This is a genomic window from Acinetobacter sp. 129952 (assembly GCF_056642055.1).
Genome location: NZ_JBWVSU010000007.1, coordinates 20,118 through 44,324 on the forward strand (window position 1 = coordinate 20,118; position 24,207 = coordinate 44,324).

Consider the following 24,207-nt stretch of genomic DNA (forward strand, 5'->3'; position numbering starts at 1 on the left):
ACTTTTCAATTTCTTGTTGTGCTTATACTCATTTTTGTAGACGTGACGCCCAAAACGGAGCGACCCACGACATGGCTTGAACAAGTATAAAACCACAAAACAACGCCACCGCTGACAACGGTTTAACATTGCTTAAAATTAAAATGAAACCAACAATCACAATGGCAAACTTTCCCATCAAGCCTTTATACATGTTCGAAAGAACTTGTTTAGACGCGCGGGCTCCTGCTGCTCGAAACGATTGCCACGAAAAATAACAAGTCGCGAGCCAACATACCAGTGCACCTAATGCTGCACTCAAGGCTGCGGTTGAGTCTTTCACGACCCAGCCGATCAAGGCTGAAACAGGGATCATACAGGCTTGCAGGAGGACCAAAGCTTTCGCTAATCGTCGGTCAATCAAGCGACTAGTTCGGCTCATTATTTATTCACTCACAGCAATCATGCTTGACAAGTTTAACAGGTGATTATTTTTAATCGCAGGCATTATAGAGTTACACCCCTGAACATGCAATCTTTTCCCGACCTTAGTCGTGTTTTTTTAAATCGGGTCACTGCTGTTAAACTAATCAAAATCTGTCTATTTTTTAAATCATTAGCGTGCATTTAGTACACATTTCTGGGTTTCGGCGGCCAATTGCTGCCAAGCCTGCACAAAGTCCCCTGCCCCGCTCATGCTTTCATCGACATGCTGAAACAGTACCGGATTGAGTTTGCGGTACTGGTTCTCACTGGCATGACCTTCGGCCAGCAGACACATTTTGCGCTGTGGACGATGGTCCTGTAAAAACTTGATTTGCGCCACCGTTGGTGAAACATGTGGATCATCGGTCAATGCCCCCATGAATTTTAAATTGAGTGGGCGTTCCAGATACTGATAGGCATCGTGATAAGACCAATAAGGTTTGGCTTTGTTACTTGAACTATAACGCTGAGCCGTAGCAAACATGTTTTGTGCAAAGTCACGGGCATTTTTCCAGTAGCGTTCACGATGTTCCGGCAGTTGTTGCGAACGTAACGCCGCAATAAAGAAGCCAATCCGTACGGCATTATTCGGATCGAGCCAGACATGCGTGTCTACCGTATTTTTCAAGGCCTCGCCACGCGGATTACGCATCGGCAAGGTGGTCAATATCCCCGAGTCTAACAGTGCAATGCCTTTATTACTTTCATGCAGCACTTTGGCCAAGGGTGCTTCATGCGCCTGACCCAGCCAGATCACCAGACCTGCATTCTGAATAGTTTTTCGATGCGCCGGAGTCAGACTCACATCATGTCCACTTTGGTTGGCCAGCAATAAAGTCGGCTGTTCCACACCTTGGGTAATTTTCTTGGCAATCAGATAGATCGGCTGCGTAGACACCACCAGACTTTGTGACCAACTGAGTGTACTGAACAATGCCAGCAGACTGATTGCAAGGAGACGGAACATGAGTAGAAATCACTTAAAAACGATAAAATCAGGAAGTGTTATAATATAACAAAAATACAAAAATACCTATGCCTAATCGAAACTCAGAACGCTTCATGTTAAGATTTGAAATCTATTAATTTTCAGTTTCGCACTTGAGGTGAACTATGGGTTCCTGTTCGCACGAACACCACAACGCATTGCACGGCGTGCACGACCATCCAAATGTCGCACAACGTCTTGCTGAAGCGGAAAGTCTTTGTGCAGCAAGCGGCGCACGCCTTACACCTTTACGTAAAGAAGTGCTGGAACTCATTCTGAATGCGCATGGCCCGATGGGCGCCTATGATCTGCTGGCACAAATGAAAAATGCCAGTGATCGTCCTGCAGCACCACCAACGGTGTATCGCACTCTGGATTTTTTATTAAGCAAAGGGCTGATTCATCGCCTGACCTCGATCAATGCCTATATCCCCTGTTGCCATCCGCGCGAAGGGCATCAGGCCGCTTTTTTAATCTGTACCGAATGTAAAGCCGTGAAAGAAGCGTCGGCTCAGGGCCTGCTCGATCAGCTTGATGCACTGTCCAGCTCGGACGACTTCACGGCACATCACAGCATTATCGAAATTTCAGGAATTTGTCAGCAGTGCCGCAACAAAGCTTAAGTGCCTCTCCCCTGATTCAGCTCTCCAAGATCTGGGTTAAAATCGATGAGCGCGATATCTTAAAAGCGATTGATTTCTCGTTACAAGAGAAAGAAATTGTCACGCTGATTGGTCCCAATGGTGCTGGTAAATCGACCTTGATTAAAGTCATGCTGGGCATACTGAAACCACAATCGGGTGAAATCAAAACTGCGCGCAAGCTGAAATTTTCTTATGTGCCACAAAAATTCAATCCATCCCATAGCTTGCCGCTACGAGTGAAAGATTTATTGGCACTAGAAAAATGCCCGTCCCAGATTAAAACCGAAATTATTCGCGATACCGGCATTAGTAAACTGCAAGATTCTAAAGTTCAGCAGTTGTCTGGCGGTGAGCGTCAGCGGGTGCTACTGGCCCGCGCCTTATTACGCCAGCCGGACATTTTAGTTCTCGATGAACCGATGCAGGGTCTAGACATCCAGTCCGAAGCTGAACTGTATGAATATGTGCGTAACTTGCCGGAAAAATATGGCTGTGCCGTACTGATGGTTTCACATGACCTGCAATGGGTGATGCAAGGTACGACTCGTGTGGTCTGCTTAAACAAACATATTTGTTGTAGCGGCCTGCCAGAAAGCGTGCAGCAACATCCGGAATACCAGGCAATTTTTGGCACTAACCGGGTGTTCTATCAGCATCATCATGATCATTGCGCACATGGGGATTCTGCCACCCCCTGTCAGCATGACTCACGTCCTCATATTCACCCCGAGCCGGAAGCTTAAACCATGATGGATTGGTTACAACTCCTTTTACCTGCATGGATCATGGGTACGCTATTGGTATTTCTGACTGCCCCATTGGGCTGTCTCATGCTCTGGCGACGTATGTCATTTTTTGCCGACACCATGGCACACGGTACTTTACTCGGTGTTGCCATTGCTGGAGCTTTAAGTTTACCGCTCTGGATGGGAGTCACTTTTATTGCCTTATTATTGGTCGGTATTTTGTGGGTACTGCATGATCCGCGCCTGCCCAATGATGCCTTGCTGGCGCTGTGTTCAGCAACACTGCTTTGCTCGGGATTATTATTCATTCAGCATTTACCGAGTTTAAGACCGGAACTTCTCAGCTACCTATTTGGTGATTTACTTACGATTTCTTGGGCGGACTTACCCACCTTTGCCATTGTGATTATTCTGGCCTTAGCCGTCCTCTATAAAAGCTGGCAAGCGCAGATTCAAATCGCAATTGATCCGGACATGGCGGTCAGTGAAGGTGTAAATGCCAAATGGCAACGCCTGATCTTCATGTTGTTGCTGGCGCTCTTTACCGTGCTCGCCCTAAAAGCAGTGGGTTCACTCTTGATGGGGGCCTTATTGGTGATCCCTGCCCTGACTGCACGATTACTTGCACACTCACCCAAACAAATGGTGATCTGGGCATTCGTGATTGCGCAAATTGGGGTGACAGTTGGCCTATGGTCGAGTGCCGGTCTCAATACTTCGACAGGTTTAACTATTGTACTGACCATGGCGGTGCTATTTGCACTGATCTTCTGCGTGCAGAAGTTTAAAAAGCTGGCTTAATATTTCTGTGAAATCATGATGATTTTCTAATGATCTATTCTGCCTCTCTCCTTTAAGGAGAGAGCAAACACTCTTTATTGATGCACCAAACTTAATAAAAATGCAGCGCCTGCAAATAAACCGGCAAAAGTCCGGTTCATGACTTTTTGTTGTTTCGGTGATTTTAGCAGTCTTAAAACTTTAGCAGCCAATCCGGTATAACCCGCCATCACAATCAGATCAATCGTCACCATTGTCGCAGCCATAATCAAATACTGAATCCATTGCGGCTTGGACAAATCCAGAAATTGCGGCAAGACGGCCAGTAAAAATACGATGGCTTTAGGATTAGTGATATTAACCAAGAAACCATGCAGTACCAGTTTCCCTCTCGATTTTCGCGCCAATTCATGTTTAATTTCGATAGATTGTGCAGGTGCTTTCCATTGCAAAATAGCCAAATACAATAAATAGCCGACACCAAACCATTTCACCACTAAAAATGCCCATGGGGTTGTCGCAAACAAAACTCCCACGCCTGCCGCAACCACTGCAATCTGTACCAATAATGCCAGTTGTAGGCCCAGCGCATTCCAGTAACCATGCCGAAAACCATAATTCAGTCCACTCGACATGGAAGCAATCGCTCCTGCGCCCGGAGAGACACTAATCACCCAGCAGGCCAGCATATAGGCAAACCACATTTGATAGGACATGAACATTTCACTCAGCAAAACTTGCCCAATATTATATGAATTTTCTAATAAAATCAGGCTAAAAACCTGCTTAAATATAAAGCATTGCACTATTCACTCTGTCTGGCTTCAGGCACAATATGTACATTAATAAACAGGATCTGTCCTTACAGGAGCCATGAATGACAGCCCAATCGGTAATCTTGCCACTTCCTTCAGATCATGCCCGTTTTATTGTTTTACGTCTTAAAGATTTGAGTATTGAACAATTAAAAGAACAACTCGAACATCTTTTTACTTCGCGTGATCGTCTTATTACGCAACATCCTCAAGCACAAATTAAAACGGCAGTGGCTTTTGGTCCTGAACTGTGGGCAAAAATTTATGATCAAGCTCCTGCAGGCTTTAAACAGCTTGAGCCCATTCATGGTTCATTTGAAATGCCAGTGGTTCCGGCAGATATGATCATTCATATTGCCAGTGCCCGTGCTGATATCTGTTTTGCGCTCAGTCAGGCTTTTTTTGAAGGCATTCAGGATCAGGTTCAGGTGCTGGATGAGCGGGTTTGCTTCCGCTATTTTGATGGTCGTGACATAACTGGCTTTATTGATGGAACTGAAAATCCGCAATTCCCGGATGATCGTGCTGAAGTCGCATTATTAGGTGAAGATTCAGGTATTTTCCAAGATGGTTCATTTATTTTTGCCCAACGTTACGCGCATAACCTGGAAAAATGGAAAAAGCTAAAAGTTGATACTCAGGAACAGGTTATGGGTCGTACCAAGCTTGAATCGATTGAGCTGGATGATGAAGTCAAACCTGAAAATGCGCACGTGTCACGTACTGTAGTGGAAGATGAAGAAGGCGAAGAAATGGAAATCCTACGTCATTCTCTGCCTTATGGTGATGGACGTGGTGACCAGGGTCTATTCTTTATTGCCTACACCAAAGACCTTACGATTATCGATGCTATGTTAGAACGTATGTTTGGTACCTCTGGCGATGGAATTCATGATCGTCTGCTTCATTTCGTAACACCTCTAGATGGTGCCTATTACTTTGCACCGAGTGAGGAGTTGCTGGAAGAGGTTTTGGAAGGGTAAAAGAAAAAAGGATTGCTACATTAATAATGTAGCAATCAAATAAACTATTTTTTAAGTGATTTTTGAGAGTTTATACTTTCACACCCTAATGTAGATGACAAACATTTCAATTCAGAATTTAATATTAATTTATACTTCTCTAATTTACCACTAGACTCTCTAACATCTGCTTCATATAAATATTTTTTTTCTTTTAGAATATAAGAAAAATTATCACCCGCTAATATATTTACATAATCACTCTCTAAATTAGCAGATGAAGAGTCTACTACTGGAGCTTCAACAACTAAATTTGATAATTTGTTATATATAAATAAATTAGAGCTAAATTTTTTATAAGGTCTTTTTACATAATCTATTTCGCTGAATTCTCGTGTTCGAAAAGCCACTATTTTTTCATCTTGATAGAGTATTTTTAAATCAACACTAGACTTCAAAGGTACTGTACTTTTAAATAAATAATATTCTTTTTGATTATTTAAGACCTCAATACCATAAATTTTAAGGACGTAATTCCCACCAGAATATTTTTTATTTTTATTTCCATAATCAATTAAACCTAACTTTAAGTTATTATTTAATTGAGAGAATTCACCAAAATGATCTAAAAATAAAACTGGTTCATTAATCTGTATAGCACTCTGCTGATAATCGTTCCAATCTATATTTTTAGAATGACATGATAATGAAAAAAAACTACCAATTATTACCAGAAATTTAATTATTTTCATATTTCAAAAAGCCTAAATTAATTTTGTGAGAAAAAAAGGAATAGGATCAAATCTTCCTTGTAAACCTTTACCCAACAATGGCGAACTTCTCGTCTCAAAATGCAAATGTCCACCCTTTGATATAGTAGTTATTCCACTCGCATTTCCACTAGACCCTGTTTTACCTAAAACTGTCGTAACATCCACAGCATCTCCCTTTTCAACATTTATAATAGATAAATGAGCATAAAAAAAATAAATAAAATTGCTATTTATAATTTTTTTTAATGCATATTTTTTTTGTTGTATAGGCAGATCATCAATATTTACTTCTAATACAACAATTTTACCATATGGCCCTCCACTATCCTTTGCGACAGCAATAATGCCACTACATACTGCAAAAACATTTGTACCTGAGTCAGCAGCTAGATCTATACCTTGATGATTTCTTGTACCTCCATTTCTAACCTTCCCAAAGGTGGCACTTTTGATATTTGCAAGACCAGCAGTTCTTAACTTATTTACTGATAAAGGATCTACCCATATTTCACTTCCTCCTACAGTTTTATTTTCTTGTACTTCTTTACTTGAGATTGGTGTTGGTGTTGGTGTTGGTGTTGGTGTTGGTGAAGAAGCTTGTCCTAATAAAATTTTTATTGTTTCCTCTAAAGATAAATTCGCCCCGGAAGTTTTTGATTTATCCAGTACATAATCATAAATATTAATATGTGCATCAATATAAGCTCTTAACCATGCTCCATAGGCAGCTTTTGCATCATCATTATATCTTTTCAAATAATCTGAAGCTCTTTGTTTACCTTTACTTCCAAATTGTGCAAATAATAAATTTTTCGCTCTTTCTTGAGAAAAACTATTCTGTATGAATGACCTAGTACCGCCTGCTCCTTCATGATGTAATAGATAAGCAAGTTTCGCGATTGAACTTGGTTCTGTTAATTTTTGATAAGGTAATTTTGACCATTTAAAGTTAACAACTGCATAAGCTGCTGCTGCATCAATAGAGAATTCAGGATTGAATCTCAGACTGAGAAGTTGCTTCTCAGTAAGTTTCTTAATTTTTGAAGCATATTGCCCTATTAAAGTATCTTGATTTTTACAAATTTCAAGCCACGTACCTTTTAAAAATTGTGTTAATCCAGCAGCATTTGTACTTGCATTAAAACTTTCCGGATCCCATTCACCATTACTTTTTTTTGCAGCCTCAGCATGGATTAAAGCTGCGAGGCTATGAGGTGTAAACCCATGACGCCTTGAAGCATCTATAACAAATTTTCTATATTTATTATTTACTGTATTTAGAATAAAGTTCTCTTCTGTAAATTGACTTGCAATTATATGAGTACTATTACCCAAATCAGTCCTTTTTTGATCGTTTCTTGGTTCGGGTAAAATTATAGATGATTGACTAGTATTTTGTTCATCTCCTCCCCTTATAATTGGCTCTGCTAAATTTTTTAATGATTTTTTAATTTCATCAACTTTCTGCTGGACTATACCTGATTTAGGATAGTGAGTACCTGAAACCTTCATTTGCCTTGAAGTCAACCTTAAAACTTTTTTCCCTATAGGTAAACTTTTATAATTAGCTATTAAATCAAAGGTACCTTTAATATTTTTATAATAAACTTTTAGTCCCTTTGAATGATCTAAAATTTCTAAATCATAGATCACACCATCTTTGAAAACTATGTCATTTGACTTACCATCATATTCTAATTTTACAATACCTTTTGGGATTAACTTAAAGGACAAATCTAATAATATAATTCTTAAAACTACTTCAGCATTAATCTTATCTGTTTTACTAATATATATTTTTTGACCTATTTTTATTTTATGAATAGCAGAACTATTTAACTCATTAAGTTCAGCTATTTTTTTTACAGTAATATTAAATTTTCTTGAGATACCCCATAATGTATCTCCTTTTTTTACAATATAATAATTCACAGAGAGTGCCTTTATAATTATTTAATGTCTTCTAACTGAATTCCATGCTCTCCCACATCAAATTCATCTTCTATATCAGTTACTTTAGTTTCCAAATCTTCCAAGATACTTGACCATTGATTAAATCCAACTAATGCTTCATAAGCTAATGATTCTTCAAAAATAGATAATTGAGTCTTACCATTCAAATCAGTTTTACTTTCCCACAAGATTTCCTTATTTTTGGGTGTGAACATAGTTACCTGTGCACCTTCAATGCCTTTACCACCTAAACTACTGAATAAAAAATCTACAGCGTAGGGGCCAGCTTTAGGTAACTCAGGAATTTCATAGAAAATTTTAGCCCCTCCTATAAAACTATGCTGCCCTGCCTTACACTCAAATTTCCCACCAGTTGTGACCATTACTCCACCACCATTGATCTTAATTTGAGACCCTCCAGCGGTCAGTACGATCTCCTTCGGACTGGTGATTTCGATCTTGTCTTCAGTCGAAATAAGCTTGATTACCTTGCGGGCAATCGCTTCAATCGCATCATCTTGGGCTTGTAGTTCAATTTTTCCTTGAGCAGCATAGAGACTCGCACCCTCTTGAGCAGCAAATAAACTGATCTTGTCCTGTGCATGAGCAACTAAAGATTTCTGTGTGGATAAATGAATATTATTCCCGGCACTCTGATTGATTTGCTGATCAGCGGATAAATGAATATTTTCATTTGTGCTCAGTGCAATCGTTTGGGGGGCAGTTAATAACATCACGGCCTGTTTAAATGCGGCAGCCTTGGCTTGATCTTCAGCTTCAATCTGACTCAGAAACTGTTTTAAACTATCAAAAAATTGCAGCGGATCAGTCTGCTGTTGTTCAGCAATATCACTCAAGGCTTTACTATGATCGAGATTCGATTCAATCTGCTCTTTGGCACGACTCGCATCCAGGTGATTGCCTGCTGCTGAATCTTGCCGATAAGTGGAGATTAATAAGCCTTTTCCTGCACGTATGGCACCCCACTGGTCTGTCCTTAGTTCAAAACCTTCTCCTCGACCTTCGCTGCTTTCACTTTCTTTAGGATGGCTTAGATTTCCCAGATTGAGCTGACTGGCTGCATGACTACTTTGCAGCTGCGCACTAATCTGTTCAGGGGTATCATCGAAACGCAACTGGTTAAAGCCATCCCCATCGACTTCCTGAGAACGGATGCCACTGAGTTTTTTGGTCGCAGGAAGTTCTCCTTTTGCATCAAACATGGTCGGATGCCGTTCTGCTTCATGAATCCGTCCCACCACAAAGGGCCGGTCGATATCACCTTCAAAGAAGTCAATCACTACAATTTCGCCAATTCGCGGATGCAACCTGATGCCATAACCCTCACCCGCCCAAGGGGTCAAAACATCCACCCAAGCAGAATCGCTATCATTGTCATTGCTACCTGCGCCGCCATCATGCTGATGATCCTCACTCCGGGTAAACAGAAAACGAACTTTCACCCGCCCCCATGCATCGACATGAATCGTTTCACCTTCAGGTCCGACCACTCGAGCCCGTTGCGGATATGCAGCAGGCCGATGAATGAAGGGGTGGTACTCAGGAACAACCTGGATTTCACGGCGCACCATCTGTAGTTCATTGGCCTGTCGTTCCTCCTGTGTCATCTGCCAGCCGCTCTTCTCAAGCAAACTGTCCAGCTGAGATAAGATATCTTTGGGTAAATTGTTCTGGTTATAAAACCGCTTAGCTAAAATCAGAAATTCACGTTGATGGGCAGGATGCTGATCAATTTCAGGATGCTGTTGCAGTTCAAACCAGTATCCAACCTGAGCATCTCGTACGCTGCTACTGGCTTTAAAATATTTAGACTGCAAAGCATGATAGTCACTGAGCTGCTGATTGAGTCGATCCAGTTGGGCTATACCAGATGCTGTCACCTGATCCTCATGATTTAAGTCGCCGGTCCAAGCCGGACTGATGTTCCACGCATCTTCAAGCTGAAGAGTGGCATTTGCATGGATATCACTTTGCTGATGATTACTGAATAAAGGCTGGCTTTGATCCTGGGCAAGTTGCTGGGCATGCCAACGCTGGGTCTGGGTACTATTCGGATTGAGCTGACGTACCGCAATCAGACTGTTCAGCGTGTCGAGCTGTTCGGTGGCATGACTGCGATGAAACCGGATGGAGCGGCGTTTTAAAGCTGAAAAATATTGGGAATGATCTATCAGTTTTAAAAGCTGAGCTTGAATCTCGCTGGCTGATACAGGCACGGTTAATTGCTTTTCATCGATCAGCCAGTTAATTCCTTCGCTACGCCATAAACGGGTCAGAAAATCATAATCCGATTCATTCGACTGCATCACAAAAGGCCGGACATCATAGTCCCGGCTGAGTCCTGTCAAATCCAGGCTGAGACTGGCCGCGAATAATACACTTCTGTTTTGCCATTCACTGAACAGGATTTCACTGATCTCGCGCACCGTCTTGTTCATAAAAACCCGACTGTTACGGCGCTTCTGCCAGAGTGCAGTCGCGTCATTTAGCGTCAGTTTATACAGGGTCAAAGCTCCATCATTCTGTCCTTGACTGGCTGCAGTAATAATGCCCGTAGTCCGGAAAAGTTCACCCCGGTCTGTGACCTGATCAATGGCCACCCGACAGCCGATAAACTGTTTCAAGGCAATATGAGCATGAGTGGAAAGACAGATCAGTTCGGCCTGCAGACCTTGATTGATCTGATGCTGACCCTCAATACGCTGAATCAAAACCTGATGATTTAAAGGAGGATGTGAAAACTGTAAATGTAGCGCACGATGCTGTCGCTTAAGCCCGAGCTGCTCCAGCAACATATGGATAGGTTTTGGCATTTTATAGTTATAATTTTAAGCTTTATTATTGTGCGGCAGATTTTAGGAAAAGTTATCCATTTCGTCCAGTTCACGATGCATTTCACATAATTAGGCCTTTAATTTATAGCCATTTAATTAAAAATCTTAAATTGCATGTGGTACATCTTAATTAAAAATATTGCCCAATATTCCCTATTTTTCTGATTATCCTATACGGAACTTGCTGCTACACTAAGTCAGATCTCATTCTTCAAGGCCAAGGACATGCTGGAACTCCCTTCTAAATTACCTGATTTGGGCGTGACCATTTTTAGTACCATGTCGGCCTTGGCACAAAAACTCGGAGCCTTGAATCTTTCTCAAGGATTTCCGGACTTTGCAGCGCCTCCTGCCTTGATTGAAGCTTTAAACCGGGCCAGCCAGAACGGATTTAACCAATATGCCCCTGGAGATGGTCTACCAGTCTTGCGCGGTCTGGTGGCAGATCTCTATCAACAGCGTGATCAACTGATGATTGACCCTGTCGAGGAAATCACGATTACCCCTGGAGCCACGATTGCGATTTTTTGTGCCATTCAAGCCACAGTGCGCGCCGGGGAAGAAGTGATTATTTTCGATCCAAGCTACGACAGTTATGGCCCTGCGGTACAACTGGTCGGGGCAAAGCCAGTACATATTGCTTTGCAGCATCCTGATTTTTCTGTGGACTGGAATCAGGTCAAAGATGCCATTAATGACCGCACCCGCATGATTGTTGTGAATACGCCACATAACCCGAGTGGGAGTGTGTGGTCCAAGGCAGACTGGCAACAGCTGATCGAGCTGATTGGCAAGCGTAATATTGTGGTGCTGTCCGATGAAGTCTATGAACATCTGGTTTTTGACGGCGTTCAGCACTATTCGGCATGGTCATTTCCAGAACTTCGGGAGCGTAGCTTCGTGATTGGCTCTTTTGGTAAAACCTTCCATGTCACTGGCTGGAAAACCGGATATTGTATTGCTGCCCCGGCACTGATGAAAATGTTCAGACAGATTTATCAGTTTGCCAGTTTCTGCGGTGTGACACCCGTTCAGGTTGCCTTGGCGGAATATATGCAACTGCATCCTGAGCATATACCTGAACTGTCCTCTTTTTATCAAAATAAACGGGATTTATTTAACTCATCCATTAAAACATCACGCTTTAAATGGACACCTTCTCAAGGGACTTATTTTCAGAACTTAGATTATTCAGAGATTCGGCCTGAGCTCGATGATTTTTCCATGTGCCATTTTCTGGCAGAACAACATGGGATTGTCGCGATTCCAGTCTCCGCGTTCTACCAGCACCCTCCTGCCGATTTACGTCTGCTCAGGTTCTGCTTTGCAAAAAAAGAACAAACTCTGATCCAGGCAGGTCAAATTCTTTCAAAGGTTTAACTCACCTTTTAACTAAAACTCTCATAAAATAAATGCCTTAGTTACTTAAAAGCTAAGGCTTTTTTTTATATTCTGCCGAATAATAGCTACATCAATAAATAGATGATAATTCAATCACAGGATGTCGCATGGCACAGCACTCACTGATTCATCAACAGAATTTATGGAAAGCCTTTCTGGTTTTTCTGTTGCCATTAATTGCGACCAATATCCTGCAAAGTCTCTCCGGCACGATCAATACAGTTTTTGTGGGACAAATGCTCGGAGTGAATGCGATTGCTGCTGTTGCGGTTTTTTTTCCGATCCTGTTTTGCCTGATGGCCTTTGTGATTGGTTTATCTGCCGGTTCTACCGTATTGATTGGTCAGGCTTGGGGCGGGAAAAATATAGAAAAAGTACGCTGTGTGGTTGGTTCAACTTTATTTATGACCTTGATTGGCGGCAGCTTAATTGCGCTTCTCGGGGTAATTTTTGCTGAGAATATTCTTTTGGCCCTTGGCACAGATCCTGATGTAATGCATTTGTCCTTGCCCTATGTACAATGGATGCTGGCGGGTAGTCCCTTAATTTTTATCTATATTATTTATACTTCCATCTTGCGTGGCGTTGGGGATAGTACCACGCCCCTGTTTGCTTCCGCACTTACCATTGGGGTCGGTTTGGTGGTGACACCGGTCCTGATTGCCGGTTATTTTGGCTTTCCTAAAATGGGCATTATCTCGCCAGCGATTGCCACTATTTTGGGGAATCTGTCGGTCCTGTTGTTTTTAATCCTGTATTTGAATTATAGGCAACATCCTCTCAGACTGGACTGGGCTTTATTAAAAAATATTCGTCATCAGCCACAGTTGAGCAGAATGATCTTGAAACTGGGGGTTCCTACGGGTGTGCAAATGGTCACGACTTCAGTTGCCGGACTAGTGATTGTCGGACTGGTCAACCGCTATGGTGCAGAAGCAACAGCGGCCTATGGCGCGGTCAATCAGGTCTTAAATTATATTCAATTTCCTGCTTTGTCGATTGCGATTGCCGCGTCTGTATTTGGTGCTCAAGCGATTGGCGCAGGTAAATCAGATCTGCTCAATAAAGTGACCCGGACTGCACTGAGTATGAATATTCTGTTTACCGGCGGTCTGGTGATTCTGGCTTATTTGTTCTCCAAATATTTGATGGCCTTATTTATTACCGATCCTAAGGTTGTAGTACTGGGACAACAACTGCTGTTTATTGTGCTGTGGTCAATTTTGTTCTTTGGCGCCAGTGCTATTTTTGCTTCGATCATGCGTTCAAGTGGTACGGTGACCGTGCCAATGCTGATCAACATTTTTGCCATTCTCTGTATTGAAGTTCCCGCCGCTTATCTGTTTAGCCGGTGGTGGGGCTTGGAAGGTATTTGGTATGCCTACGCGTTGGCCTTTGTCAGCCTGTGTATTTTGCAGGGACTGTATTATCAGTTTGTCTGGAAGAAAAAAACGGTTGAAGCGTTGATTTAGATGCAGGGTTTTGTGTGTCTAAAGCATTACACTATCTAACACTCTCATTTGCAAAAAATTAGCCCCTATCACAGCGATAAAAAAACCCGCTTTCGCGGGTCTGTTTTACAATTTCTTAAGCAGATTTTTTTTCTTTTTGCCAAACTGGGTCGCCAGTGCAGTGACATGCTGATAACCGGTTGGCAAGATCCGCTGAATCAGGTCAATCGCTTTGGCATCATTACCGATCAGTAGACGGCGTTTGTCTTTTTGTACCGCCTCCAGAATTTGACGGGCAGCTTCTGCAGGTGGACAACGCAATAATTTATTAAAATTACGGGCTGATTTTTCCGGATTCATACCTAAAGTCAGCAGGCTGTTATTCATTTTTGCCGCATTGGCAATATTGGTACGGATACCCCCCGGATGCACACAGAGCGCACTCACGCCACAATTTTCTAGATCCAGCTCCTGACGCAAGGATTCAGTAAAACCACGTACCGCAAACTTGGTCGCATTATAAGCAGACTGGGTCGGTTGAGCCGTTAAACCAAACAGGCTGGAAATATTGATGACATGCCCATCGCCAGTTTTCTTGATCAGTGGTAGAAATTCTTTGGTTCCGTAAACCACGCCCCAGAAATTGATTCCGACAATCCATTCCAGTTCTTCATAAGACGCCCCTTCAACGGTTGAGCCTAGTGCAACGCCGGCATTGTTAAAGATCATATTGACACTGCCATGATCCTGTTCGACCTGTGCCGCCCAGTTACGCACCTGTTCCAGTTCAGCCACATTCACTTTCTGGATAGTCACACGAACATCACTCTCTTTGAGCAATTCAAGCGTTTGTGCCAGACCCTGTTCATTGATATCACTCAGGGCCAGATGACAACCCTGCTTGGCCAATAATACCGCCAGTTGCTGGCCAATACCTGAACCGGCACCGGTAATTGCAGCAACTTTATTGTTAAAATTTTTCATTCAATTTCCTTATGTAAAGAACTGCCATTCCATGACAGCAGGATCTTGTTCTGTTGTTTCAGGAGCTAGCACAGATCCTCAATATAGTTTTGACAATATAGATTGTCAATAATTATCCCATGTCCTTAGAGGCCAAATTTCAGGGGAGCATTTCTATATAGGTCTAAGCGAGATTTATTGCTAAGATATTCAAAATCTTCATGCAGATGAGCATACAGGCCTTATGACCGATTCGATCGACTCAGTAGCAAAATCACGACCCTCCAAAACCAAGGAGCGTCAGTTTAAAGGCTTGTCGATGGCTGAACGACAGCAGGCACGTCGTGAAAAGCTTATCGAAGCCGGAATTGAAGCCTATGGCAGTTATGGTTTTTTTTCAGTTACCGTCAAAGATATCTGTAATGAAGCCAAACTAACCGAACGTTATTTTTATGAATCCTTCAAGAAAAGCGAAGATCTGTTTCAGACCATTTTCTTAAAACTGATTGATGAACTGCAGCAGAATGTGATGCAGGCCATGATGCAGGCATCGAGTGATCCGAAAAAAATGATCGAAGCCGGTTTGAGTGCGCTGCTCACTACCCTGCGTGACAATCCGCGCATGGCACGGATCATTTATATCGATGCCATGCTGGTACAGGAGCTGCATAATCAGGCCACTATTCATGAAACCATGTCACGTTTCGACCGCATGATTCATACCTTTGTCATGGTGATGATGCCGCAATTAAATCGCAGCGAGCAGGAAATTTCACTGGTGTCGACTGGTTTAAATGGCTATGTCACCCAAATTGCTATTCGTTGGGTGATGAGCGGTTTTAAGCATTCGCTTGAGGAGGTTTTATCATCCTGTAGTGTAGTTTTTTTAGCGCTACTCGAGTCATTTTCAGAGAAAAAATAGCTGTTAAATCCTGTGCTTAATCGGCTTTGCTGCATTTACCATTGAGTTGAATATTTATGCTGTACTACGGAAATGAGTAAAATTAATTTATGATTTTTTAACAAGTTTCTGCATTATATTTGTCACAAATCTTTGCGAATATCATCAGTTTTTCCCTTTCTGCAATGATACTGTCATAATTAGTCTTTGTAATAAGCCTGTCATAAATATAAAACGGTTCACCGTTTACATGAAATAGGGTATTGCGTTGTGAAAGATGACTACATATTAATCGTCGATGACGAGCTCCCGATTCGGGAAATGATCCATACCTCTCTGGATATGGCCGGTTTTCAGTGCTTACAGGCAGAAGATGCCAAGCAGGCGCATCAGATGATTGTGGATCAGCGTCCGGCACTGATTTTGCTGGACTGGATGATGCCGGGTGGTGTCAGCGGTGTGGATCTGTGTCGTCGTCTGAAACGTGATGAAAGCCTCTCAGAAATTCCGGTGATCATGCTCACAGCGCGCGGTGAAGAAGACCATAAGGTACAAGGTCTAGATGCTGGTGCCGATGACTACATGACCAAGCCGTTTTCGACCCGGGAACTGGTCTCTCGGATTAAGGCGGTACTGCGTCGTGCCAATGCCCTGAGCGGTGAAAAAACCATTGATGCCAATGGCCTGATTCTGGATCCGGTCAGCCAGCGGGTGAATTTTGGTAACAACATTCTGGAAATGGGGCCAACTGAATACCGTTTACTGGCATTCTTCATGACCCATCCGGAACGTGCCTATACCCGTGCGCAATTGCTGGATCAGGTTTGGGGCGGTAACGTCTATATTGAAGACCGGACTATCGATGTGCATATCCGCCGTTTGCGTAAAGTGCTGGAACCTTATGGTGTAGACCGTTTTGTACAGACCGTTCGCGGAACAGGCTATCGCTTTTCGACCCGTTCAGATGTCGCTTTAGGTTAATATCTTTTAAGGTAAATCTTGTTTTATGTATGAACCCTACCCTGTCCCCGAACTGGCACGCGAACACAAAAGAATCCGTTACAGCAGTTTATGGGATTTTGCGAAGCAGGATTTACGCCTACTGGCTTTTTTCCTAATTATCGCCAGCTTTATCGGTTTTGGGATTGGGTATTTCTGGATTTGTATCGTAATTGCCTTCGTGGCATTCTTTGCGACCCAAATGCGTTCCTTATATCTGGTCAATGAATGGATTTCCAATCGCCCTTATGATGTTCCACCAAATATTGGCGGGATTTGGGGTGCGCTACTTTTCAATGTTTATCGCGCCCAACGTCAGGAACGGATTGTTCAGGCGGAAATGGTCGAACTGATTGATCGTGCACAATCTTCGCTGGTGGCCTTGCAAGAAGCTGTGGTGCTGCTTGATGAAAACCAGCAGATTGAATGGTGGAATCCGGCGGCTGAACGTCTGCTCGGAATCTCCAGTGATGACCGTCGCCGTAATATCCTGACCTTGTTACGCCAACCGAGCTTTATCGAATACTATCACCATATTGATGAATCTCCCGATGGCCTGAAAATGCGTTCTTCGCTGTTTGAAGACCATTATGTGCAGGTCAAAATGACCCGTTTTGGCGGGGAAAGTCGGGTACTGGTCGCTTATGATGTGACCCGGATGCACAATCTGGAACAGATGCGAAAGGATTTTGTCGACAATATTTCACATGAACTGCGCACGCCTTTGACCGTGCTCAGTGGCTATATTGAAACCTTTACCGATCAGGAAGATATCAATCCACGCTGGAAACGCGCTTTTGATCAGATGCAGTCGCAAACCCGACGCATGAATGCACTGGTCAACGACCTGCTGCTGCTGTCACGTCTGGAAAATGATAAAAATATTGCCAAAAACCAGATCATTGAAATGCCGAGTCTGATGAACCAGCTATTCGATGATGCCCAAGCCTATAATATTGACTATGGTCATACCCTGAATCTGGATATTGACAGCCATTGCGATCTGATCGGTTCAGATATGGAATTGGCCAGCGCTTTTAGCAACCTGATCACCAATGCTATCAAGTACACGCCCAAAGGCGGCACCATCACCATCGGCTGGCATGACGATGGTGAATCGGCCTATTTTGTGGTGCAAGATAACGGTATCGGCATTGATCCCAAACATCTGCCACGACTGACCGAGCGTTTTTACCGAATCGATTCAGACCGCAGCCGCCGTACTGGCGGTACCGGTTTGGGACTTGCCATCGTCAAACATGTGCTGATGCAACATCAGGCACATCTGGAAATTGAGTCCAAGGAAAACCAAGGTTCTACCTTTAAGGTGGTTTTCCCCAAAGAACGTCTCAGCTTCCCGGACTAATCTCACAAAATCAAAAAAGGTGTCATCGGCACCTTTTCTTTTAAGCGTTTAAGAGCTGATTTGCTTTTCTTTGGACAGTGCACGCGCATAGGCAGCACGTTGCGAGACCCGTTTCAGATAGGCCTGAATCGCTGGATAGCTTTGGCCTGTCCGGCTCTGCATGGCCTCCAAAGGAAAACTCATCTGAATATCGGCAAAACTGAAATGCCCGGCAAAATAATCATGCTCGCTCAAATAGCTTTCCAGAAACTGGATATGATCTTTTAAACGGCTCTGTACAAACTGCTTCTTCACTCCATCACAGATTTTCTTGGCGACTGGTCGAATCAGCAACGGGGTATGTTTTGGTACAGTGGTCATCACCAGTTGCATCACCAGCAGCGGCATTAACGAGCCTTCCGCATAGTGCATCCAGTAACGGTACTGGGCCTTGTCGGTAATATCTTCTGGGCGAAACTGCTGCTTTTCATCATACGTTTCCTGCAAATATTCCAGGATCGCCGCAGATTCCGCCAGTACCTGCGGCTGATCGACCAGAATCGGCGCCTTGCCCAACGGATGGATCTGTTTCAAGGCCGGTGGTGCAGAAAGGTTGGGCTGACGTTTATAGTATTTAACCTCGTAATCCAGTCCTAATTCTTCCATGGCCCACAGGATACGAAATGATCGTGATTGTTCGAGATGATGTAAAACACGCATATTAGACTCATGATTTTATTGTTCTTGCTCACTGAGCATAGCAAAAAGCAGCAGACTCTAGCTCAGTTTTTGATGACTGTAATGATATGTATCCTATGTTGCAGATTCACTATTTGAGTTCAATTCAGACAGCACTCCATATTCCCATCATTTTTAGCATTTATCGGGAAGCACGCATCTGGTCTGGAAATGCAGGGGCTTCTAAACGAGGCCCATCATAGGCAGGAATGGAACCAAAACGTTCATGACCTTCAATCCATTGTTCCCGTGCAATTTTAAGGTCCTCTGTCGTGCGCCCGACCAGATTCCACCACAGTAAAATCGGGCTTTCAAATGGTTCCCCACCAATCAATAACACCCGACTCCTGGCATGAATTTCAGCATTGACCTGCTGTAAGCCTGGCTCCAGGATCAGCATATTATCTTCAGTCAGTTCATGCCCATTGATGCTAGCCGTCCCCTCAAGCACCATAAAGCCATATTCAAATTTCGGATTCAGAGGCAAGCGCGCACTAGTACTTTGAGCTGCATACAGGTCTACTCCGAGTAGTTCGCTATGTACTTTAACCGGTGATCTCGTTTTTAAATATTCTCCGACCAGCACGGTAAATTCAATGCCTTGCTCATTGACCACCGGCAATTCAGGATAATGTTCAAAACCTGGTGCCATATTGATCTTGTCATCCGGCAAGGCAATCCATAACTGTGCTGCATGCATATGTGTCTCACTTTCAGGAGAGACTTCGGTATGTGAAATGCCATAACCCGAGGTCATCAGATTGACCTGCTTGGGACGAATCAACTGCTGATTTCCCAGACTGTCATTGTGCATCATGCTGCCTTCGATCATCCATGTAAAGGTCTGCAGACCAATGTGCGGATGTGGTCCGATATCCAGACCATCTCCTTGCGGGAAAATGGCCGGACCCGCATGATCCAGAAAACACCAGGCACCAATCATGCGCTTATGTCTGCTTGGCAAGGCACGTTTAATCACGGTGCCCTGTCCGATTTCCGCGCGACGTAAAGGAAACTCCTGAATAAACTGATTCACATACTTTTCACAATCATCGGAATTCGACAGTTCAATATCACTATTATTCGACATGGCTGAGCTTACCTCGGCATTTTCATTCTACTTTTGAGTGGGTGAGACATGCATTTGACCGATTCAAGATGCCTCTCTGTTCAGGACAATGTACAGGGTCTATGGGCAAAATCTATCCCTGGAAATATTTAGATACGTATAAAACGCCTCACTAGTCTCATCAATTTAAATCCTGAAAGGCGGATGAGATTTGTATCCAAAGCCCCAAACTTGAGCTTTAGCAAGTCAATCATGATTTAGGCACATGGTGTTATGAGTTTAAATAATATGAGTTTAAATAAACTGAAGATCAGGAATGTCATTTATGTTTCACGTGAAACGAATCCATAACAACCAAATATCCCAATGAATAAGATGATTATTCATGTATTTCAATCACTTTCAATTTTACAAAACACAAATTTTGTTACGTTTTAGCTTTAAAAACTTCCCGGATACCCAATTTTTGGGAGGTTATTTTTTACTCAACCACGGCATAATAGGCACCTATAAAAATAACACTGGACCAGGACATGTCTGCTCAGAATGAGAATATATATTCAACGGCGAATGTATCTTTTCAAAATTCGACGACCGATAAATCACTGAAATTATCTGAATGTGATCTGCAGAACCGTCAGCTGATTGAACAGGCGCTAACAGATCCTCATGCCCGTATTCCTGCCCCGTTTCAGCAGTATTTTCATGATTATGTCTATACGCATAGTCATCATAACTTGCGTCAAATTAACTATCTGGCGCAAATAGCCTTTTTACTGTATTTCTTTGCCGATATCCTGATTATTCCAGACATGTTTTTTATTTCTGGTCTGATGCGCGTCGTTCTGGTTCTGGGCGCGATGTTTTGCTGTTATTACCTGTTTAAAAGACATAAAAACATTCAGATTCTGGACAGAATCTTGCCGATAGGCACCACTGTGGCTGCAGCGGCCTGGATTGGCTTACTCGCGCTTTCAACCAGTCCCCATGTTGCCACCTATATTTACGCCTCTGCGATCTTTATTCTCATCGCCAATCTCTGTGTGCAGACCCAGTTTAAAGTCGCGGTCTATTGCTCCATCTTGATTGCCCTGTTTATCATGCTTGGGGTATCCCAATTCATGAGTGCTTCTCAAGCCTTTATTTTTAGCGTGGTCTTTAGTCCACTGTGGTTTTTTAGCATTTATATTAACTGGAATAATATTCTAAATGTGCGGCGTTCTTTTCTGCGCTCCCTACTCGATGAATGGAACTATCAAACCTTAAAGAATCTGGCACATACCGATGATTTGACTCAGCTCTACAACCGTCGCCATTTTGTCGATATGGCTGAACGCTCTATTCATCAATGGCCTAAACATGCCAGTAGCTGCCTGCTGATGTTTGATGTGGATCATTTTAAAAATATTAATGATAGCTATGGGCATGATGTTGGTGATCGGGTACTACAACTGATTGCTGAAGTGACCCGTAAAGAAATGCGGCATAGCGATGTACTGGCACGTTTTGGTGGGGAGGAATTTATCGCCCTCCTGGAAGATACTCAGCTGCAAGACAGCTTGGTGATTGCAGAACGAATTCGTTGTGCAATTCAAAAGCAGTATATTTATGTCGAACCCAATCATGCCATCCGGTTCACCATTTCAATCGGTGTAGCAGAACTGGAATCCCATACCCAAACTCTGGAAGATCTGATCAAACAGGCCGATATCGCCTTATATCAAGCCAAGAAGTCTGGCCGAAACCGGATTGAGGTCTATCATTCGGATATGCTGAATAAGCCCAAGCCAGCAACAGAAAATCCCTGGAATGTATTTAAGCCAGGCACTCAACCAGCTCAGTCAACGGCGAATTAAAGCTGGATCATTAGTCTGTTCTATAAGCTAGGATCATCCTTAGAATGCGTTAATCGGGGATTTCATTTTATAAAATAAATTTGATTCTTCCACTTTTAAAATATCCAACAAAAGAATAGAATATTTTTTATACAACTATATATAAATTTCATCTTATTCATTTTTATATATTTTAATTTGGGAAGGCTGCATGCCGCATGATAACGAAAAAGAATCACGTACCCTGATTCAGGAGGCTCTTCAAGATCCGCTTGTTCGTATTCCTGCACCTCTAAAACCGGCCTACTATGCTCATCAGAAAAAACTCACTTTAAAATACTTATTACAGGTCAATTTATTCGCACAGCTGGCATATGCCTCTTATACCCTCGCCGATATTCTGGTGCTGAATGATATTCTCAAGTTACTCATTTTGACCAAAATCAGCTATACCATCCTGATCGTACTGATCACGATCTGGATGTATCACTCTTACCGCAATCTGCCTGTCTTTGATCTGCTCTTGCCTACCTCGATTATTGGTGCAAGTGCCATCTGGTTTTTTAATCTAAATCAGTCTGAAAGTGCTTATACCCTCATTTATCAATATGCCTCCTTGGTTTTTATTGTGTTGGCCAATTTATGTGTGCAGATCCGGTTCTGGCCGTCTTTGATTACTTCGAGTCTGATTACTTTGATGATTTACATCGGTGTATATTTCAATAGTCGATCTGACCTGTACCAGATGTTTTTATTTTCCCTGATTTATCTGCCAGTATTGACCTTCAGTCTATATATTAGCTGGAGCTCGACCTTAAAATCACGCATGGTATTTTTGCAGCATACCCTGAATGAATATAATCGACAGGCCTTTGAAAATATGGCTCATACCGACTCACTCACTGGCCTGAATAACCGTCGCTGTTTTGAATATCTCGCGCAACAACTGGTACAACAGAATTTTGATCAACCGGTGCCTATGAGTTTACTGGTCTTTGATGTCGATCATTTTAAGCAGATTAATGATCGTTATGGTCATGATATCGGAGATCAGGTCTTACAGACGATTGCCCTAAATACACACAGCGAAATGCGGCAGCATGATATTTTGGCACGCTATGGAGGCGAGGAATTTATTGCATTTTTACCCGAAACCTCTCTGGATGAAGCGCTAAAAGTTGCCGAGCGTTTAAGGCATAACATTGAAAATATTGTGATCGATCTAGACAGCCAGCATCGTTTCAGTTTTAGCATTTCGATTGGTGCTGCCATTCTGGAAAGCTGTGAAACAGATTTAATGACCCTGATTAAACAGGCCGATATTGCCTTATATCAGGCTAAAGCCAATGGACGGAATCGGGTTGAAGCTTATGATCCAGATCTGGAGCAAAGTTTAGCTGGGGAGCTGCAAAACTGGCAGGTTAAACCGGCTTAAATTACCCGTTAAAAATTATCTTCATCAAAACGATCTTGGTCGATTTTATAGATATGAAAACTACGTTCTATTTGTACACCTAAACCAAATTCAATCATTAAAGACGTCAGCTTATCGCCATCAATTAAAACAATACCGGATTTTCTTGCCGACTCAATGGCCTCTTTACTGAAACTTGACGTAGTAATGAATACACCCTTCTTAGCAACTTGATCGGCCAAAGCACCTTTAAACTGTTGAATGTCGGGACGACCAACAGTATCTTTCCAACGTTTCGCTTGGATGTAAATTTTATCTAGCCCTAATCGATCTTCACTAATTACACCATCAATTCCACCATCGTTGGTTTTACCAATCGCTTGAGCTGCATCTTGATGTGAACCGCCGTAGCCCATTGCCACCAGAAGATCGACAACCAGTCTTTCAAAAAATGAAGGAGATTTATCTTTTACCATCTGAAGCAAATCACTTTTCAAATCAGATTTTAATAATTCCGTTGTGTTCTGGATTGTTTCTTCTGGAGTCTGAGTTTCTTGGTAACTATTTAGGCTTTCAATAACTTGTAGATTCCCGATCCCAAACTCATCTTTATTTTTCTTTCCTAATTTAAAATCTGAAAATCCGTTGAACTGTGCTAAATATTCATTTGTTATAGCATCTAAACTTTTTAAATCAACCTGTCTACCCAAGCTACTAATCTCACAATATGCTCTCTTCGGTTGTTGAACTAAGCCCGCCTTAACTAAGTAGGTCTTTGCCCATGCCACTCTATCTTTAAATATATTTTTCCCGCTCGGAAGAATTTTATTTAAATCCTCTTCGTGTAAATTGGAACGTTCAGCTAGGATATTCGCAGCATCCGAAATTTTTATTGGCTCATTTAATTCTGATAATAATTTCATTAAAGGCAGCATTAATTGATCATAAGTAGGTAAAGGCATTTTTTAGCTTTTAAAGGTTTATTTTTATTCAGTATAAATCAAAAAAAGAGCGCCGAAGCGCTCTTTTTTATTAGGTTATATCTGATAAACCAGATACTGCCACGCGCATAGCGCTTGGCGTAATTTAGGCGGACAGCAGTGCTGTCCG

General features: G+C 42.5%; 21 protein-coding genes. 11 read left to right on the forward strand and 10 right to left on the reverse strand.

All coding sequences use genetic code 11. From position 1 onward, the window contains the following. Positions 1 to 28: 28 nt before the first annotated feature. Both AC1IR0_RS09265 and AC1IR0_RS09270 read right to left on the reverse strand, forming a co-directional pair. On the reverse strand, positions 29 to 421 hold the full coding sequence (locus AC1IR0_RS09265; RefSeq protein WP_004280982.1) for an ATP synthase subunit I: 393 nt from the start codon (positions 419 to 421) through the stop codon (positions 29 to 31). 174 nt (positions 422 to 595) lie between these two features. After that, positions 596 to 1,432, reverse strand: coding sequence for a metal ABC transporter solute-binding protein, Zn/Mn family (locus tag AC1IR0_RS09270; RefSeq protein WP_409654171.1), 837 nt, complete (start codon positions 1,430 to 1,432; stop codon positions 596 to 598). Between the two features lie 146 nt (positions 1,433 to 1,578). Between AC1IR0_RS09270 and AC1IR0_RS09275 the strand changes: the two genes are divergently transcribed. Genes AC1IR0_RS09275 through znuB form a run of 3 tightly spaced genes read left to right on the forward strand, consistent with a single transcriptional unit; the run spans position 1,579 to position 3,644 of the window. Beyond that, positions 1,579 to 2,076 carry a transcriptional repressor gene (locus AC1IR0_RS09275; protein WP_479741327.1) on the forward strand — a complete coding sequence of 166 codons (498 nt, stop codon included), beginning with the start codon at positions 1,579 to 1,581 and terminating at the stop codon, positions 2,074 to 2,076. Next, positions 2,058 to 2,840, forward strand: a complete 783-nt coding sequence (gene znuC, locus AC1IR0_RS09280; protein WP_005105130.1) for a zinc ABC transporter ATP-binding protein ZnuC — start codon at positions 2,058 to 2,060, stop codon at positions 2,838 to 2,840. The genes AC1IR0_RS09275 and znuC overlap by 19 nt, the downstream gene beginning before the upstream one ends. Before the next feature lie 3 nt (positions 2,841 to 2,843). Continuing rightward, the gene (gene znuB / locus AC1IR0_RS09285) at positions 2,844 to 3,644 is read left to right on the forward strand and encodes a zinc ABC transporter permease subunit ZnuB (protein ID WP_138743288.1); all 801 of its coding nucleotides are present in this window, start codon (positions 2,844 to 2,846) and stop codon (positions 3,642 to 3,644) included. 74 nt (positions 3,645 to 3,718) lie between these two features. Here znuB and AC1IR0_RS09290 read toward each other — a convergent pair whose 3' ends face one another. Then, entirely contained in the window at positions 3,719 to 4,339 is a 621-nt protein-coding gene (locus AC1IR0_RS09290) for a LysE family transporter (protein ID WP_071850166.1), read from the reverse strand. Between the two features lie 161 nt (positions 4,340 to 4,500). On the opposite strand from AC1IR0_RS09290, the gene AC1IR0_RS09295 reads away from it, so the two are divergent. Next, positions 4,501 to 5,421 (forward strand): Dyp-type peroxidase, encoded by a 921-nt coding sequence (locus AC1IR0_RS09295; protein WP_479741328.1) that lies wholly within the window; start codon positions 4,501 to 4,503, stop codon positions 5,419 to 5,421. 44 nt (positions 5,422 to 5,465) lie between these two features. Here the strand turns inward: AC1IR0_RS09295 and AC1IR0_RS09300 are convergent, their stop codons facing one another. Genes AC1IR0_RS09300 through AC1IR0_RS09310 form a run of 3 tightly spaced genes read right to left on the reverse strand, consistent with a single transcriptional unit; the run spans position 5,466 to position 10,960 of the window. Continuing rightward, positions 5,466 to 6,152, reverse strand: a complete 687-nt coding sequence (locus AC1IR0_RS09300) for a hypothetical protein (protein ID WP_005108400.1) — start codon at positions 6,150 to 6,152, stop codon at positions 5,466 to 5,468. Between the two features lie 12 nt (positions 6,153 to 6,164). Further along, positions 6,165 to 8,105: a LysM peptidoglycan-binding domain-containing protein gene (locus AC1IR0_RS09305; RefSeq protein ID WP_479741329.1), complete on the reverse strand. Its 1,941-nt coding sequence runs from the start codon at positions 8,103 to 8,105 to the stop codon at positions 6,165 to 6,167. 17 nt (positions 8,106 to 8,122) lie between these two features. Next, the gene (locus tag AC1IR0_RS09310) at positions 8,123 to 10,960 is read right to left on the reverse strand and encodes a type VI secretion system Vgr family protein (protein WP_479741330.1); all 2,838 of its coding nucleotides are present in this window, start codon (positions 10,958 to 10,960) and stop codon (positions 8,123 to 8,125) included. Positions 10,961 to 11,206: 246 nt separating this feature from the next. Between AC1IR0_RS09310 and AC1IR0_RS09315 the strand changes: the two genes are divergently transcribed. Beyond that, a complete protein-coding gene (locus AC1IR0_RS09315) occupies positions 11,207 to 12,361 on the forward strand; it encodes a methionine aminotransferase (RefSeq protein ID WP_409666671.1) in 1,155 nt (384 codons plus the stop codon). 128 nt (positions 12,362 to 12,489) lie between these two features. Further along, positions 12,490 to 13,854, forward strand: coding sequence for an MATE family efflux transporter (locus tag AC1IR0_RS09320; RefSeq protein ID WP_479741331.1), 1,365 nt, complete (start codon positions 12,490 to 12,492; stop codon positions 13,852 to 13,854). 105 nt (positions 13,855 to 13,959) lie between these two features. Here the strand turns inward: AC1IR0_RS09320 and AC1IR0_RS09325 are convergent, their stop codons facing one another. After that, entirely contained in the window at positions 13,960 to 14,817 is an 858-nt protein-coding gene (locus AC1IR0_RS09325) for an SDR family NAD(P)-dependent oxidoreductase (protein ID WP_409654189.1), read from the reverse strand. A 223-nt stretch (positions 14,818 to 15,040) separates the two neighbouring features. On the opposite strand from AC1IR0_RS09325, the gene AC1IR0_RS09330 reads away from it, so the two are divergent. From AC1IR0_RS09330 to phoR, 3 genes are all read left to right on the forward strand, one after another. Continuing rightward, a complete protein-coding gene (locus AC1IR0_RS09330; RefSeq protein ID WP_409654192.1) occupies positions 15,041 to 15,718 on the forward strand; it encodes a TetR/AcrR family transcriptional regulator in 678 nt (225 codons plus the stop codon). Between the two features lie 249 nt (positions 15,719 to 15,967). Then, positions 15,968 to 16,678, forward strand: coding sequence for a phosphate regulon transcriptional regulator PhoB (phoB, locus tag AC1IR0_RS09335; protein ID WP_004280972.1), 711 nt, complete (start codon positions 15,968 to 15,970; stop codon positions 16,676 to 16,678). A 25-nt stretch (positions 16,679 to 16,703) separates the two neighbouring features. Beyond that, positions 16,704 to 18,062, forward strand: coding sequence for a phosphate regulon sensor histidine kinase PhoR (phoR, locus tag AC1IR0_RS09340; RefSeq protein WP_004732640.1), 1,359 nt, complete (start codon positions 16,704 to 16,706; stop codon positions 18,060 to 18,062). Between the two features lie 48 nt (positions 18,063 to 18,110). Here the strand turns inward: phoR and AC1IR0_RS09345 are convergent, their stop codons facing one another. Next, a complete protein-coding gene (locus AC1IR0_RS09345) occupies positions 18,111 to 18,761 on the reverse strand; it encodes a glutathione S-transferase family protein (RefSeq protein WP_409654196.1) in 651 nt (216 codons plus the stop codon). 160 nt (positions 18,762 to 18,921) lie between these two features. After that, positions 18,922 to 19,869, reverse strand: coding sequence for a pirin family protein (locus AC1IR0_RS09350; protein WP_409654199.1), 948 nt, complete (start codon positions 19,867 to 19,869; stop codon positions 18,922 to 18,924). Between the two features lie 512 nt (positions 19,870 to 20,381). Here AC1IR0_RS09350 and AC1IR0_RS09355 point away from each other — a divergent pair. Next, complete coding sequence (locus tag AC1IR0_RS09355) at positions 20,382 to 21,704, forward strand: GGDEF domain-containing protein (RefSeq protein ID WP_409654202.1); 1,323 nt, start codon at positions 20,382 to 20,384, stop codon at positions 21,702 to 21,704. A gap of 190 nt (positions 21,705 to 21,894) precedes the next feature. Next, on the forward strand, positions 21,895 to 23,118 hold the full coding sequence (locus AC1IR0_RS09360) for a GGDEF domain-containing protein (RefSeq protein ID WP_479741332.1): 1,224 nt from the start codon (positions 21,895 to 21,897) through the stop codon (positions 23,116 to 23,118). Between the two features lie 8 nt (positions 23,119 to 23,126). On the opposite strand, the gene AC1IR0_RS09365 is transcribed toward AC1IR0_RS09360, so the two are convergent. Continuing rightward, the gene (locus tag AC1IR0_RS09365; RefSeq protein ID WP_004280964.1) at positions 23,127 to 24,059 is read right to left on the reverse strand and encodes a restriction endonuclease; all 933 of its coding nucleotides are present in this window, start codon (positions 24,057 to 24,059) and stop codon (positions 23,127 to 23,129) included. Positions 24,060 to 24,207 lie beyond the last annotated feature (148 nt).